Genomic DNA, 16,527 nt, shown 5'->3' on the forward strand with positions numbered 1-16,527 from the left:
TGGTGGGCACAAAACTGATTCACCCTATTTAGTACCTTCAATGGAGAATAAGTGTTTGGAAATCATCTTCTCTAAATTGTTAATCACAGGGTGCTGATAACAAGCTCGGTGAAACTGCATCCCAATATCAAACGTCATGGCATCGCCATTCAACATCAAAGGTATCTGTTTAACCCCCTCAGGGATCGCGTTACTGTCTAAATTAAAACAGATAAATGCATAAGCACTGACTTGAACACACTCAAGGGCAGCATGAACTGACGCAACGGTCAGTTTTTGATTCAGCTGAACCCCCGTTCGGCGATGCATTCTTCCATAATAAGAATTATCATCCAGCGACCCCATAGAGACGCGAACAGTATCGACGTCACTTAATACCGATAGGTCAATGGTTTCGTTATCCGCCATAGGGTGGTTATCTGAAAGGTAGACATACAATGAAAGTGTACCGACTTTTCTCTCAACCAAACGTTCGTTCAAATCATTGGGATAGCCTGAGATTCCCACAGATAAACTACCACTTCTTGGGAACTCAACGCCTTCTAAAGACCAGTCTACAAATGAGATCTTAGGCTGATATGTATCATGAGTTAACCCTTGAAGTAAGGGAACGGTGAGTAATGAGCTCAGCGGATTCGCGACATAAAATACATATTCAATATCAGCGCTATCACCTTCAAAGCTTAAAGACACCTGCTGCGCCTGCTCTAGTTGCTCTAAAGGCTCTTTGATAATCCCAATTAGCTGGTTTGCGAACAGCGTCGGTTCGTAGATACCTTTGGTCGCCAAAAATAGCTCATTGCCAAAAAGGTCTCGGCAATCAGATAAATGCCGATTAAAAGTCGCTCGGCTAACGCCCAGTGTGTGACACACTTTCACCTGTGATTTTTGCTCGTAAAGAAGATCCAAAAAACGATACAAATTCAGGTCGATGGTATTTTTCAAGCATCACCTCTGCAAAATTTAAACATCCATATACAACGCTAAGTTACTCGCCTAGTAGCCATAAGGCGAGAAAATCGTTTGTTATACGAAATATACGGGCTCAAGTGTGAGATTGATCAATATCAATAAGGAATTTAAAATTCCCATACGATGATGACTTATGTTTTTCGTCAAGTGCAATAGCCATGAAAAAGCCCTACCTAACACTGTTAATAGCGTCATTAATTAGCCTAAAAGTAAATGCTTATGAAAAGGCACCGTTCGTGGCTGGTGGTATGAGCTTTATTGAAGATATAGAAGTATTAACAGTTGAATTAGGTGCGGAAATTGCTCCTAATCTGAACTGGTCGTTTGGTGGAAGCTCTACACTCAGTGATTCATATTCATCCAATTTTGCTTCCATCTATCCAACAGAAGTAACAGCATGGGGATTACACACAGCGATCGGTTACGAGTTTTCACTGAATCCTACTGTCGCTATTACGCCAAGAATTGGGCTTAACTACAACAGTATTTCTATTCATCAAACCGACCCTACAACACATGAAGTTCTATTAGAAGCAAGAAACGATCACCTTTCTCCAACCGTTGGGTTAAAAGTTGATATTGGCCGAGTTGGTATTATTTCAGACGTTTATAAAACCGAGATGCCCCCACTCAATCAAAATGGTGAGGAACTAGACGAAACAACAGTGCGTATCATGGCTGTATACAACTTTTAAGTTCACAGGACTTTGGCAACATTCATCGCTAGTATTTCGTGAGCAGAGGAGTAAAATCAGCCCTCACTTCAATTCAGCGCTTGTTTTGGTTTATTTATGCCCGACTCAACAATACCTTGCTCAGAACTCTGTTTTACTCCGTTTATTGATTCAATAGAAGAAGTTGCTTTACCAGAGCGCTTTACCTTCCCTTTTTACTATCAACCTCACCCTTTAAGTGAATTGGCAGCGAAAGCTCTTCAAACAAAGTTAGAGACACAAACTGATTGGGTACATGATTTTGGTCTAGACACTGGCGCCAATACGGGCACCGGAAAGATGTTTGGGGTACTTGTTGTCAAAAATCAGCAAGGAGAACTTGGTTATCTAAGCGCCTTTTCAGGGAAAATTGCCGATCAAAACTTACTTCCCGGTTTTGTACCGCCCGTTTTTGATATGTTGAGTAGCGACAGTTTTTTTCGCGGTGAGTTAGCTGAAATAACGATAATTAATGACAACATCAAGCAGCGTCAATCAAACCCTAAAATTGCCGAATTAGAACAAACGTTAGAGACAGCATCTGCCGACTTTGAGCAAAAAATTGAGAACCATCGGCTGGCTACGATTGAAGCTCGCGCACAGAGAAAACAACAACGTACTCTACTTGATGATACGGATGAGCAGCAGAAACAAGCTCTGATACAGCTTAGCCGAGAAAGTGTTGCCGAAAAAAAGCACCTAAAGCAGCTAAAAGTTCAACAGAGTGAGGTCCTCTCCGAGATCCAATCGCAGCTTGCTCAGTTAACCGATGAAGTAAGTTCAATGCTTGAACAACGTAAAGCTATGTCCAACGCTTTACAGCACAAATTATTTGAGCAATACCAATTTCTAAATCAAGCGGGCATAGAGAAATCACTAAACGATATTTTTGAAGCAACAACGACGCCTATTCCACCAGCTGGCTCAGGTGAATGTGCAGCACCAAAGTTACTTCAATATGCGTTTCAGCATCAATTTACCCCCATCTGTTTAGCTGAGTTTTGGTGGGGAGTATCTCCAAAGTCAGAGATTCGCCAACATAAGAAATACTACCCTTCGTGCCAAAGTAAGTGCTTACCTATATTAACTCACATGCTTGAAGGTATTGAGCTTGATGATAATCCACTATTGGAAAATCCGGCAGAAGGAAAGGAACTTGAGATTGTTTATCAAGATGATGCCATTGTTGTCGTTAACAAACCGGCAGACTTTCTCTCAGTACCGGGGAAAAACATCAGCGACTCAGCCTTCACACGATTGAGCGACCAATTTAATGATGTGGAAGGCCCATTTGTTCTCCACCGTCTTGATATGGCCACGTCAGGGTTACTGGTGTTTGCTTTAACTCGCCGCGCGAATAAAAGTCTGCAAAAACAGTTTATTACTCGAACCGTCAAAAAACGTTATGTCGCACTAATTGACGGTAAGCTTGCCGAATCTGAAGGTGATGTATCACTTCCTTTGCGAGGGGATCTATACGACAGACCGCGTCAATTAGTCTGTTTTGAGCATGGTAAATCAGCGGAAACACATTGGGATCTAATCGAAGTTACAAACGGCTGTTCTAAGGTTTACCTTTACCCTAAAACAGGACGTACTCACCAACTAAGAGTCCACTGCGCTCATCATCAAGGTTTAAACATGCCCATTGTTGGAGACGGCCTATACGGCACTAAAGCTAATCGCCTTCACCTTCATGCTGAATCGCTTAGCTTTGAGCACCCTTACTCTAAAGAGCCAATGCACTTTCAAGTTGACGCTGACTTTTAATCGTCGCTCATCACCTCAATAGACCACCAACCACCCAACCTATTTATTCAATCAAAAATAGGTTGGATCGAGCATTATAGATACCGAGGAAATAGGATAGTAAAAGATGTCCCTCTACCCGGGGAACTTTCACACTTGATTGTTCCCATCAAGACTTGCGTCACCAAGTTATAAACAATGTGTAAGCCTAGCCCCCCCCCACCCTGACCTCGTTTGGTGGTGAAGAAAGGGTTGAAAACTTTAACCAAATCTTCTGATGAAATACCAGCACCATTGTCTTCATATGTAAGTTCAACGTCTTTATCTAGGCATTTAACTGTAATCGAGACTTCCCCTGATTGACTAGATATAAAACCATGAAGAAGTGAATTCATATAGAACGAATGGAAAATCTGTTTTATCACATTAGGATCAGTATAAATTGAAACCTCATCACCAGAAAAAGTAAAACTATGATTTCCAGTGTCATGGTTCATTCGAAGCTCATAGATCACATGCTGAATGTATTCTTTTAGCTCAAATTTTTCATGGGCATCGACCGAATTGATAACTGATACTTTTTTAAACGTTTTCACCAAGTTTGCCACTCGCTGTAAATTGAGAGAAATAATGGCAGTCCCTTGTTCCGCCGCAGCTAAAAAAGCTTCAACGTCCGATTCTTTTAACTTTCGTTTCTTGTATAGTTCTTCGAGATCGTTGACTTCACTTTGCAAAAAAGAGCTCGCGGTAACACCGATACCCAATGGTGTATTGATTTCGTGTGCGATACCAGCAACCAACTCTCCTAATGAAGCCATTTTCTCTGCCTCAACCAAATCAGATTGAAGCTCTTTGAGTTTCTCTAGTGATTCAGTTAATTGTTGATTAGCCGCTTGTCTATTCTTCATTTCTTGATTGGCAGCATGTAAGACTCGATTGTACTCTTTCGCTATTTGTCCCACCTCCGTATGTGGTTCTTCGTATACTCGTTCAGCGAAATTTCCCGTTTTTTCTTGAGCAACCATCGACGTTAATAGCTCAACGACCTCGGTCGTCGCATTGTGTTCAGAAGCGTTTAATCCTTGTAGTTCACTCTCCGCTGTTACTCTTAGAGGAATGACTCTTTTGACAGCCAATAAAAATAGATAGGTAGCGCCAAACGCCCAACAGAAACAGACCAAAATACCGAGTGCCTGAACGCCTAATTGTTGATAGAACCCTAAGTCGTTCGCGATAAGTGTGGGATCACCAAATAAAGCCACACATAACGTTCCCCAAGCGCCTCCCACCCCATGAACAGGCACTGCATTCACAACGTCGTCTATTTTATTTAATTCTAGAATTTTGACGCTGATAAGATAAAGACAGCCTGAGATAAATCCTATTAAGACTGCATGATGAAGATTGACCACATTACAGCACGCAGTAATAGCAACTAAGCCAGTTAATGCCCCATTTAATACATGGGGGACAAAGGGTTTTTCATTTTTACGCCAGGTAAATATTAACGGTGCTATTGCACCAAAACAGGCGGAAATATTCGTATTCAAAAATATCTGTGGGATGGCATCATTAAAGGCCAGGGTACTGCCTCCATTAAAGCCAAACCAGCCCACCCAAAGGATGATGGTGCCGACTGTAGCCAACGGGACATTATGACCTTCAATACGTGCTTTGATATTGCCAAAACGGCCAATTCGTGGACCAATAATACATACGGCAGCAAGTGACGACCACCCACCAATGGAGTGAACAACGCTAGCACCAGCAAAATCAACGAACCCTATGCGTTCAAGCAAGCCTAGTTCACCGCTAATATGTCCACCCCAAACCCAACTAGCAAATAAAGGATACACAAAACCAGCAATAAACCCTGCAATGACTAAATAACCCAAGAAAGTCGTACGCTCAGCGACCGCTCCAGACATAATCGTCGAGGCGGTTCCACAAAAAACCAATTGAAATAGGAAAAATGCAAGTAAGTAGGGGGAGGCATCGACACCACTAAAAAAATAGTAAGGTGTACTACTATTGCCATAGATTAGATGAAAACCGATGACTAAGAAAAGGGCTGACGATATACAGAAATCACAGAAATTTTTTGCAGAAACATTAATGCTATTTTTACTACGGACCGAACCCGTTTCTATACAACAAAAGCCCGCTTGCATGAACAAAACTGCAACAGTCGATAACATTATCCACATAAGATCAATTTGGCTACTGTCTACATTCACAAATCCTTCCACACATTAATAGTTAAGAATAAAGTGACACAATTAACATTATGCTGTGTTGAAATTTCAGTGTAGTACAGATCTAATGGCTTTGATTTCCTTCGATGACCTCTCAAATAAAGCGATGACGCTCCTGCTTCCTCATTGTGAAGCTGACATAAAAAAGCCCCTCATAAAGAGGGGCAAAGTTTCCATCGCTTATAGTTATAATATTTACACCAGTAAATATGGTTCGCTGTAATCGAGATTTGGCTAAAAATTAAATCTAGGTTAGCCAAAAACTCTCGATTAGAGCGTAAATCATCAGTCGGTAATTAACCAAAGTCACCGTTTACATAGCCTTTAGTACGATCATCTTTCGGGTCGCTGAAAATAACCTGAGTATCATTGTGCTCAACTAATTCACCCATTAAGAAAAACGCTGTTCTGTCAGAGATCCGGCGTGCTTGCTGCATAGAGTGCGTCACGATGACGATGGTATAGTCTTTCTTAAGCTCTTCCATCAACTCTTCAATCTTGTGTGTCGCGATTGGATCAAGTGCCGAAGTCGGCTCATCCATTAAAATAACATCGGGCGCCATAGCGATGGTACGAGCAATACAAAGACGCTGTTGTTGTCCACCAGATAGACCAAAAGCGTGTGCTTTTAGACGATCTTTCACTTCATCCCATAGTGCTGCACCGCGTAATGAACGCTCTACCACTTCATCTAAATGCTTCTTGTCCTTAATGCCTTGAGCTCGTAGACCGTATGCAACATTTTCGTAAATGCTCATAGGGAACGGGTTTGGTTTTTGGAATACCATTCCAACGCGAATACGAAGATCCGCCACATCAATATCACCGTAGATATCTTGGCCATCCATATCAAGGTTTCCTTTGATAGTGACGCCTTCAATCAGATCATTCATACGGTTTAGACAGCGAAGCAGTGTTGATTTACCACAGCCAGATGGGCCAATCAAAGCCGTCACCTGACGAGTAGGAATTGGTAGATTAATTGATTTCAGTGCTTGGTTTTCGCCGTAAAACAGGTCTAGGTTTTCAATATTAAATTTGTTCATTACATTATCTCTAAATTCGGTCTGGTCTATCATCTTATTTCAACTGTGATTTGGGCTTTCTTCTTAAGAAAGGGCAAATCTATCTCTTACTCTATATGCAATTTTGTATGCGTTAGTAAGTAGCTGTGTTGAAACGACTAGCAATCAATTTGGTTACTGTGTTGATTAGAAGTACAACAACAATCAATACAGTTGCAGTGCCATAAGCCTGGTTCCATTCTTCAATGGTAAACAGCTCGGTCGTCAGTTTGTATAAGTGAACGGTTAATGTACGCCCTGAATCTAATAATGAGTCAGGAATACGCGCAACCATACCTGCAGTCATGAATACCGGGGCAGATTCACCAATTACACGACCAATACTTAGAATAACCGAAGTAACAATACCTGGCATTGCGCTTGGCAAAATCAGGCGCCAGACTGTATAAATTTTTGGAGCACCTAAAGCGTAAGAGCCTTCTCTGTACGTTTGTGGTACCGCCATTAACGCTTCTTCTGTCGTACGGATGATAACCGGAAGTATCAAGATACTTAGCGTTAATGCGCCCGATAGAATCGAGAAACCGAAGCCCATAATGACAACGAAGAACGTCATACCAAACAGACCAAAGATAATCGATGGTATACCAGCTAAAGACTCAGTACAGAAGCGAATCACCTTAACCAATTTACTGCCTACCTTGGCGTATTCAGTTAGGTAAATAGCCGTCATGATACCCAGTGGGGCAGCAACGGCAATCGATGCTATGACCATGTACAATGTCGACATAATCATTGGGAAGATACCTTGAGAATCGCCCGTACGACTATAATCGCCACTGATGAATGCCCAATCTACGTGTTGTAGGCCATTAGAAAGAATGTACCAAATAATCCAAAATAAAAATCCTACTGTCGCTGCTGCTGCTGCCCAAACGAAACCACTAAGAATATTATCTTTGAACTGACGAGACTGCTTTAATTTAATTTGATTCATTGCCATTACCTCGCCTTTTCGCGATTAAGGAAAAGAAGAACACCATTTAGCATCATGATGAATACTAATAAAACGACACCTGTTGCGTACAACGCATTGGCGTGAATGCCACTTGCATAGGACATTTCAATTGCAATGTTAGCCGTTAGTGTACGTGCTGAATCTAAAATACCTTCTGGCATTGCCGGAGCATTACCCATCACCATGATAATCGCCATCGTTTCGCCTAATGCACGACCGATACCCAAAATCACACCTGTCATGATTCCTGAGCGAGCCGCCGGTACAAGCAGTTTAAAGATGGTAAAGATTTTTGAAGCGCCTAATGCTAGCGAGCCTTCTTTATACGTTCTCGGTACTGCGCGAATTGACGTTTCAGAGACCGTTATAACGGTTGGTAAAATCATCACACCTAGAACAATGATACCGGCTAGAATTGTGTTACCTGCTGGTACTTGGAAGATGTCTTGAATTAAAGGGACAATGATAACCAAGCCGAAGAAACCGTAAACAACCGAAGGGATGCCCGCCAACAATTCAACCGCAGGACGGATAATATCAGCTAGACGCTTGGGTGCGATCTCAGCAATGAATATCGCGGTTAAAACACCAATCGGTACACCAACTACAACTGCGCCTAATGTTGAAACAATAGAAGCAACAATCATAGTCGCAACGCCGTAAAGCGCTGGTGGTAACCAATTTTGGCCCAGAACAATTCCTGACACACCGACTTCACGGAATGCAGGGATACTCTCTTTAACAATGAAATAAGCAATAAGAGCTAAAGAAACGATACCGATAATGGCACTTGTTAAAAATAAACCGTGAAAAATTCGTTCTTTCCAATCAACACGTTTCTTTGTGCGAAGGCCAGACCGATTAACTTGAGTCGCTTGGGTATTCATAAGCTTTTCACTATTTGCGATGGTCATATACAAAATCTCATGCTTCAACCAGTAATAAAAAGACTGGTGAAGTGGATAAAAGGCTCAGCCCAAATACGGGCTGAGCAAACTTAATTCATTACGGGTCGATTAGTTAACTGAGATGTAGCCTTTGTTGTCAACTAGCTGTTGAGCTTCATCAGTAAGCATCCAATCTAGGAATTTTTGTGCTTCAGCTGTTGGTTGGCCTTGCTTGTAAAGTACAAGGAAAGGTCGAGCTACTTTGTAAGAGCCGTTCTTCACGTTATCAACAGAAGCTTCTGTACCATCTACTGCAAGTGCGTTAACTGACTCGTCAACAGTACCTAGAGAAATGTAGCCGATTGCGTATGGGTTTGAAGCAACCATCGTTTTAAGTGCGCCGTTACCGTTAGCAACTTGAGCACGTTGAGAGATAGCCGATACTTTAATATCGTTAACTTTCATTTTAAGTTTCATGATGTCTTCGAATGCACCACGAGTACCAGAAGCTGTGTCACGAGTGATAGCAACGATTGGCTTGTCTGCACCGCCAACATCTTTCCAGTTAGTGATGTCGCCTTTATAGATAGCGGTTACTTGCTCAGCCGTTAATCCATCAAGTTTGTTGTTAGGGTTAACAACAACTGCGATACCGTCACGAGCAACAACTTCTTCAACTAGCGTTGCTTCTTTTTCAGAGTCTTTTAGGTCACGAGAAGACATACCTAAATCAGCTGTACCATTTTTAGCAGCACGAACACCAGCAGAAGAGCCAGGGCCTTGAACTTCGATAAATACTTGATTGTTTGCCTTCATGTAAGTTTCAGAGAAAACTTCCATCAGTGGAGTAACGCTGCTAGAGCCTACAGCAGAGATTGTTTCTTTTGCAGAAACTGTAGTTACTGCCATTGCGCCTAGTAGTGCGATTGCACCGATAACTGTCTTTTTCATCACATTTCCTTAAGTGGCCGAATTGCCGTTGTGTTTTACTCGAACGATGCTCACTTTAGGCTTCAAATATGACAGTTGTGTTTCAGTTAATTTAAGCCTCTATGACAAAAGTGACTTTGCTGCAAAAACAACCAAGGCTCACTGTTTTGTTCACTTATCACCCACAAGCAAGTTTAATACCGCTAGGCAATGGCACTAAGCCGATGAATTTCAACAACTTTAGTTGCATATAAACTCGTCGCAAAAGGTATAACTTAGTAAAAGAAACGATTGATCTATTCGTCAAAGTTATTACAATCACAAACTCATTTACGCAAATGAGAATAATTTGCATTTAAAATATCGAGAGGATCTCAATGCGCCAGTTACTTAACGGCTTATCCATTAAGCTACAAGTAGTAGTACCGGTCATATTCACAATGTTTCTTTTACTCACAGGTATCATTTACAGCACCTCAAACCTAGAGAAAGAATTTAGTCTGGTATCTCTATCAACCGAAGAGCTAATTCTGCATAAAGATGAGTTAACAGACATCATAGACAATACCTATGCGATGCGGATCAGCGCCATATACAGTTTGTTTAAGCCAGAAGAAGTAAAGATACTTCCGAGTGTTTTACAGCAGAAAAGAGAATTAAGCCAAGTGTTGCTGTCTTCTCTGGCAAGTGTTGAAGGGATGGAGAATGAAGCAAAAGCATTAAGTACTGCGATGGACGACTACATTAACCACTCGATTCATGTAATGATCCCGCTGCTTAATACCAAACATAAAAATGAAAACCTCACTACTGACTTCGAAATAAAATACAACCGAGCGGCAGATGAATATCGTGACTTTGGCAAGCAAATGGTCAATGCCATTACTGCGCTATCCAATACACTCAATGAGCTTTCTCTTAAAAACGTAGAGACCAATGCTCAATCGCACGCCACAGTTCTCACTAATGCACTCATCGCCTTCTGTGTACTCGTTGTCTCATGTCTTATTGCTTGTTGGCTAATTGCCGGTGTCATTGTTAAACCGATACTCCAACTTCAATCAACAATGAAAGAAGTCGCGGGTGGCAACTTGTTGGTGAAAGCCAGTGAAGAAGGAGACAACGAAATTACGGCGTTGGCCAAAGATATAAACTCCACCGTATCTAAGCTTCATTACACTGTTGATTCGTTAGTCCGAATTAGCGTCGATGTGGCTTCTGCTTCCACTGAGCTCGCAGCTGTAATGACTCAATCAACGGTAAACTCTGATCAAGAAAAAAAAGAAGTAGAACAAGTCGCATCAGCCATTAACCAGCTAGAGAGCACATCAAGAGAAGTGGCAACCAATGCCAATATCGCTGACACCGCCTCTAACCAAGCGAACGAACTCGCGGTCACTAGCTTAACCATGTTTGAAGAGAGTAATCGAGCAAACGCTAAAATGGCGGATCAGTTGAGTGACGCAGCCCAAGTGGTTAATTCACTAAAGGATCAATCAGAACAAATTGGCAAAGTGATTGAAGTAATACAAAGTATTTCAGAGCAAACCAATTTACTGGCATTGAATGCCGCAATAGAAGCAGCACGTGCAGGCGAGAGTGGCCGAGGATTTGCCGTTGTGGCTGACGAGGTACGAATGCTCGCCGCCAGAACTCAAGACTCGACCAAAGAGATTCAAGCGATCATTGAAGAGCTACAAACTCAATCTGGTATGGCGAATGAAAGTATGAATTCAAGCTTATCGATGCTGAAAAACAATCAGTCTTTGTCGGGACAAGTAAGTGCCGCATTAACTGAAATTTGTGAATCTATTTCCAAACTCACCACCATCAACTCTCAAGTGGCAACGGCATCAGAAGAGCAAGGGCAAGTCACCTCTGATATCAACTCGAATCTAGGTAATATCTATGAACTTGTTAGCCAAAATGTCATTGGGATTACCCAGTCGGCTGCGGCTAGCCAAGAGCTATCTGAACTGGCAGAGAAGCAAAGGCATCAGTTAGGTTACTTCAAAATTTAAAGCTTCTTGTATTATTAATGCTCTGTAAAAACAAAAACCGCCAACTCATAAGTTGGCGGTTTTATATTTGATTAAAAGTAACTCAAGTTACTATTTATCCATTTGTTACTTGTCATCCGTTTTTATTCGTCATCCACTTTAGGGGCAACTTTCTTCTTAGGAATAAATACGGTGTCACCGACTGCAACATTGTTGTGGAAGCTCTTGTCACGCTTAACTGGTTTCTTAGGCGTTTTCTTCGCTTGTGGACGAGCTTTCTTAGGATCTTGCTTTCCGCCTCGGTAATCTTTCTTCGCAGGTTTCAACCCTTTGAACTTACCTTTCAAGCCTTCTAATACTGAGAAGCTAAGATCTTGTTGAAGATAGGTTTCTACACGTTTAAAGCTATCCCAATCTTTAGGTCCAACCAAAGAGATTGCATCACCTTTGCTGCCCGCTCGACCAGTACGGCCCACACGGTGAACATATTCTTCAGTATGTTTTGGCATATCAAAGTTAATCACGTGCGTTACGTTAGCAATATCAAGTCCACGTGATGCTACATCAGTGGTAACGAGTATTTTAAACACAGCACGCTCAAACTGACTCATGATGGTGTTACGTTGAGGCTGAGTCAGGCTGCCACTTAGTGCGACAGCTTTAAGCTTTTGGTCATTCAACTTTGCCGTTAAACGTTCAGTATCTACTCGTGTTGCCGTGAATATAATAACCTGACGATATTTCGCTTCTTCAAGCACACGCTCCAGAATGGCTTCTTTATGATCTAAGTGATCACATAGATAAAACTTTTGAGTGATATCTTTATGCTCTTGGTTAGAAACACCAACAGAGATACGTTTTGGTGAATCAAGCATTTCAGAAGCGATTTCATTCACATCGGTATGCTCAAGCGTTGCTGAGAACATCAAGGTTTGACGTTTACGGTGCTTAGCTGCGTTGTGAATTTTGCGTAACTCTGGTGCAAAGCCTAGATCCAACATGCGATCAGCTTCATCAAGAACAAGTGTATCCAAACCATCTAAGATGAGTGAACGATGTTCTAAGTGATCCGCTAGACGCCCTGGTGTAGCGACGATAAATCGAGGGTAACGACGTAGCGCATTCACCTGATCATTGAAGTTTTCACCACCTAAGATCAACGTAGCCTCATAAGAAAGGCCACCCAGCATGGTTTTTAGCTCACCATAAACCTGCTTAGCAAGTTCACGTGTTGGGGCTAAGATAACACCACGTGGATCACGTGCTGAAAATGCTTTGCTCTTTAGTGATTTATGAAGCATTGGAAGCACAAACGCTAATGTTTTACCTGAACCTGTTTTCGACGACGCCAATAAATCCTTACCAGCAATAGCCACAGGAATGGCTTGCTGTTGGATTTCAGTCGCTTTTCTAAAATCGTAGTGGCTAAGGTTCTTTAATAAGCGATTGTCTAAACCTAAATCTTTAAAGTGCAAAGGACTCTCCAGTTAATAACTATATACTCCCAATAAGTGTTAATGCGTAAGGTTAGAAACACAAGGGAAAACAAAAACGCGACATAATACCGTGAAACAGGCAAGTATAGATAGAGATCACACAAAATTAATCACCCGATGTAAGATTAATTTCAGTGCGGATTAAAATACAGTGCGGGATAACGTCTATAAATGCGTAAACAGGACTTAAAATAATGTAGAGAAGATACTTTCCTCGAATGATTAAGCCACAAAATGGCCATAGAGTTTCTTGCCGACCAACGACTTAACTTGAGTATGGACTTCCTACCTTCGGCAACTCGCTTTGACAGCTCTTTTTCCGAACAATTCCCGAGAAAAATGTCTCTTAAATGTGAGATAAATCCGTTTTTTTACGCTAATTACTTAAATTCTTGGCTTTTTTTGACGTTCTTAAACTAGGAGTTCTGTTAAATTGTTACTACAATTTACTTCGTCACTATATTGTTAAATAAATTTATAGGGCGAATCTTTGATACTGAACAATTTAAGGAATTCATATATGAACAAGATGTTAATCGCAGCTGCAGCCTCTTCAGTACTTTTACTTGCTGGTTGTGCATCAGGTCCAGACGAAGAAACTATGGCAAAAATGGATGACCTAAACAGCCAAGTAAGCCAACTTCAGCAAGATGTTAATTCACTGAAAAGTGAACATGCGATGCTAAAATCTGAAGCTCAAAAAGCGAAAAGTGCAGTGATGGCCGCTCAAGAAGAGTCTGCTCGCGCTAACGAGCGTATTGATAACATTGCTCAGTCTTACACTAAGTAATTTAAGGGCTCAATATTAGTCGTTAGTTATCAACATATTAATCAGTGGCGACATAGTTTCATGTCGCCACTTTAATTTTATAAATGCTGTCACTACATTCAACTGGAGCTAGGCTAACCAAAGTAATTCGCTGGGTTTAGTTCACTTAGTAAGAATCAGAACGTGGTGATCTAGCTCAAATGAGATATTAAAACTTAAAAGTGATGATTTATGATTGTTAAATGTGGCAAGTAACGATAAAGTTTCGACAGATTTTCATGCGGTCCTTTTGTTTACTCTAATCGCTACAAAAACGGATAATGTACCTGGTGCTTGTTAATCACAGCTCGAACCGACTCCCACGCTTCTTCTAGATCAAAATAGTCATTACTGTTTTAGCAATTTCAACCACCGATAAACCAATTCATGCATTGATTTGTGTGTCATTGAACTGGATTTGATATACTCTTCGGTAATTCCCCTTAAGTTAATTAAACAGTATGATTTTCAGGCACGATATTAACTCACTTAGAGCGTTTGCAGTAGTCGCAGTCGTGATATATCACTTTTTCCCAAGCATACTCCCTGGCGGATTTATTGGCGTTGACATTTTCTTTGTCATTTCGGGTTATTTAATGACTCGTATTATTTTACAGGGAATTGATTCCAGTGCTTTTAGCCTACTGAGGTTTTATTATAATCGAGCAAAAAGAATACTTCCTGCTTTGGCGTTTTTGTCTTTAGTTTTATTAGTGCTGGGGTGGTTTATTCTAGCTCCACTAGAGTATTATAACCTTGCGAGGCATGTAGCAAGTAGCCTCGCATTTATATCCAATAGCGTTTATTTGTCGGAGTCTGGGTATTTTGATGCTAGCCCACGCGATAAATGGCTTTTGCATACATGGTCATTATCAGTTGAGTGGCAGTTCTACCTACTATACCCTTTATTACTTATTTCTTTAAAAAATGTGTTCTCGATAAAACAACTTAAGCCAGCTCTTATTGCATTATGTACTTTAAGCTTTGTGTTTACAGTATTCTCATCGTACATATGGGCTGATTTAAAATACACTTCACCATATTGGACGGAGCTCTCGTCCATATCGACTAATTTCTTACCGCTTATATGGTATGAATTTATATCACATTTATGGGATAATAATTCCTCTTATACTTGGTCAGATGCATCTTACTTTTTGCTCCCGATGAGAGCATGGGAAATGTTATCAGGTGGCGTTGCCTTTATCATGTCTAAAGATCTAAATATTCAATGGAAAAGAAACCTTGAGTATATTGGCTTAACATTGATGACACTCTCTCTATTTATCATCGATTCAACGATACCATGGCCTGGGATTATGACTATGATTCCTGTTGTTGGTGCAATGTTAGTTATTCTAGCGAATAGGCAAGAAAGCCTTTTTTCCACCACAAGAGCATTTCATTATTTAGGAACGAGGTCATATTCCATATATTTATGGCATTGGCCTATCATGTCCATACTCTACTACCTCTATACTCCTACTCCATTTATATTGCTTGCGGGCGTATTAGCTGCATTTTTAATTGGATTTGCCAGTTATCAATTTATTGAATCAAAGAAATCCATTTTTCTACCAGTAGCTATAGCGCTGCTATCCTCGATAGTACTGATTAGTTCTGGAGGATTTGCCTATCAAGTCCCTCTAGATGTATACAAGGCTAGCTTAATCAACCCTAAGTCTAAGGAATATGGTCTATATACTTGGGAATTACACAAGCAGTTTTCTAAAGGGTTTGCAAATGAAAAACCGAATATACTTATAATTGGGGATTCACAGGCAGGTGACTTTAGGAACATTCTTGAAATACTTAAAGTTCCCGATTTATACGAAGTAAAGTCTAGTCGTATAGCAGCCAAATGCGGTGCCATCTATATTGACTCTTCGATCCGAGATGAGTATTCCACCCATGCCCCTGCAATTAAATCAGGAAAAGTGCCGTTGGAAGGGTGTATTCATGAATGGGAACGCTATTATCAGCATGATATATTGGAGAATGCCAATGTGATTTTTTTAGCTATGTTCTGGGATAAGTATACGATCGACTACGTTTCACACTCAGTTTCTAAAATTAGAGAAAAAAACAAAGACGCCAAAATTTTTATTGTTGGCTCCAAGTCCTTGGGTGCAGACATTCCTCGAGAGATGTATAGAGCATACAGGGAAGGGATCCCTGTAAACTCCAAAGTTTATGAGATGGCAGCTAAAAAGCACTTTTTAACAATGAAGATGTTTGAAAAAGAAGTATCATCCTTAAATAATGTTACATATGTCAATATGAAGACTGCATTATGCGATGATATCGCTCGAACTTGTAGCGTCGTAGTTAATGGTGACCCTGTTTTTTATGATAAAAATCACTCAACTTATGAGGGGAATCGATATATGGCGAAGTATGTGCAAAGTTTTCTCTTGGACAACGATCTCTTATAATCATATCAAATGATTTAGCTAATCTACTATTGTCAGAGTAATTGGAATTACTACTTAAGACTAATGTACCTGTGTAGTGGTCAACTAATATTGGCCACGATCTTAGAGTTTAACCAGAACAACCGTTCTGACTCATTAGGTGTCAGCCCGCCATTATATTGATGGGGTCTGAGCTGACAGTAATATTGAATTATGTATCGAGTAATTTCTTGCTGTGCTTCAATAAAGCTACGATAACC

General features: G+C 40.8%; 12 protein-coding genes and 1 pseudogene. 5 read left to right on the forward strand and 8 right to left on the reverse strand.

Translation table 11 applies throughout. The features are described 5' to 3' along the window. Window positions 1–24: 24 nt before the first annotated feature. Entirely contained in the window at window positions 25–945 is a 921-nt protein-coding gene (locus L4C54_RS23120) for a LysR substrate-binding domain-containing protein (protein ID WP_428809959.1), read from the reverse strand. Window positions 946–1,130: 185 nt separating this feature from the next. Here L4C54_RS23120 and L4C54_RS23125 point away from each other — a divergent pair, with 185 nt between their 5' ends. Further along, on the forward strand, window positions 1,131–1,667 hold the full coding sequence (locus tag L4C54_RS23125; RefSeq protein WP_428809960.1) for an autotransporter: 537 nt from the start codon (window positions 1,131–1,133) through the stop codon (window positions 1,665–1,667). Between the two features lie 96 nt (window positions 1,668–1,763). Beyond that, the gene (locus L4C54_RS23130; protein ID WP_428809961.1) at window positions 1,764–3,455 is read left to right on the forward strand and encodes a pseudouridine synthase; all 1,692 of its coding nucleotides are present in this window, start codon (window positions 1,764–1,766) and stop codon (window positions 3,453–3,455) included. Window positions 3,456–3,529: 74 nt separating this feature from the next. Here L4C54_RS23130 and amt read toward each other — a convergent pair whose 3' ends face one another. From amt to L4C54_RS23155, 5 genes are all read right to left on the reverse strand, one after another. Continuing rightward, the gene (amt, locus tag L4C54_RS23135) at window positions 3,530–5,671 is read right to left on the reverse strand and encodes an ammonium transporter (protein ID WP_428809962.1); all 2,142 of its coding nucleotides are present in this window, start codon (window positions 5,669–5,671) and stop codon (window positions 3,530–3,532) included. Window positions 5,672–5,985: 314 nt separating this feature from the next. Next, window positions 5,986–6,735, reverse strand: a complete 750-nt coding sequence (gene pstB, locus L4C54_RS23140; protein ID WP_428803489.1) for a phosphate ABC transporter ATP-binding protein PstB — start codon at window positions 6,733–6,735, stop codon at window positions 5,986–5,988. Between the two features lie 112 nt (window positions 6,736–6,847). Further along, window positions 6,848–7,711 (reverse strand): phosphate ABC transporter permease PstA, encoded by an 864-nt coding sequence (gene pstA, locus L4C54_RS23145; protein WP_428803490.1) that lies wholly within the window; start codon window positions 7,709–7,711, stop codon window positions 6,848–6,850. 5 nt (window positions 7,712–7,716) lie between these two features. Further along, on the reverse strand, window positions 7,717–8,646 hold the full coding sequence (gene pstC, locus L4C54_RS23150; RefSeq protein ID WP_428803491.1) for a phosphate ABC transporter permease subunit PstC: 930 nt from the start codon (window positions 8,644–8,646) through the stop codon (window positions 7,717–7,719). A 102-nt stretch (window positions 8,647–8,748) separates the two neighbouring features. After that, entirely contained in the window at window positions 8,749–9,570 is an 822-nt protein-coding gene (locus L4C54_RS23155) for a phosphate ABC transporter substrate-binding protein (RefSeq protein WP_428803492.1), read from the reverse strand. Window positions 9,571–9,926: 356 nt separating this feature from the next. On the opposite strand from L4C54_RS23155, the gene L4C54_RS23160 reads away from it, so the two are divergent. Next, window positions 9,927–11,570 (forward strand): methyl-accepting chemotaxis protein, encoded by a 1,644-nt coding sequence (locus L4C54_RS23160; RefSeq protein ID WP_428809963.1) that lies wholly within the window; start codon window positions 9,927–9,929, stop codon window positions 11,568–11,570. Between the two features lie 122 nt (window positions 11,571–11,692). Here the strand turns inward: L4C54_RS23160 and L4C54_RS23165 are convergent, their stop codons facing one another. Next, entirely contained in the window at window positions 11,693–13,024 is a 1,332-nt protein-coding gene (locus tag L4C54_RS23165; RefSeq protein ID WP_428803494.1) for a DEAD/DEAH box helicase, read from the reverse strand. 541 nt (window positions 13,025–13,565) lie between these two features. On the opposite strand from L4C54_RS23165, the gene L4C54_RS23170 reads away from it, so the two are divergent. Together L4C54_RS23170 and L4C54_RS23175 are read left to right on the forward strand one after the other, a co-directional pair. Then, the gene (locus L4C54_RS23170) at window positions 13,566–13,835 is read left to right on the forward strand and encodes an Lpp/OprI family alanine-zipper lipoprotein (protein ID WP_428803497.1); all 270 of its coding nucleotides are present in this window, start codon (window positions 13,566–13,568) and stop codon (window positions 13,833–13,835) included. 479 nt (window positions 13,836–14,314) lie between these two features. Next, entirely contained in the window at window positions 14,315–16,288 is a 1,974-nt protein-coding gene (locus tag L4C54_RS23175) for an acyltransferase family protein (RefSeq protein WP_428809964.1), read from the forward strand. 80 nt (window positions 16,289–16,368) lie between these two features. Here the strand turns inward: L4C54_RS23175 and L4C54_RS23180 are convergent. After that, window positions 16,369–16,527: pseudogene (locus L4C54_RS23180) on the reverse strand (IS3 family transposase); the annotation flags it as partial.

The organism is Vibrio lamellibrachiae (genome assembly GCF_050337265.1).
In the GTDB taxonomy this organism is placed as follows: domain Bacteria; phylum Pseudomonadota; class Gammaproteobacteria; order Enterobacterales; family Vibrionaceae; genus Vibrio; species Vibrio kyushuensis.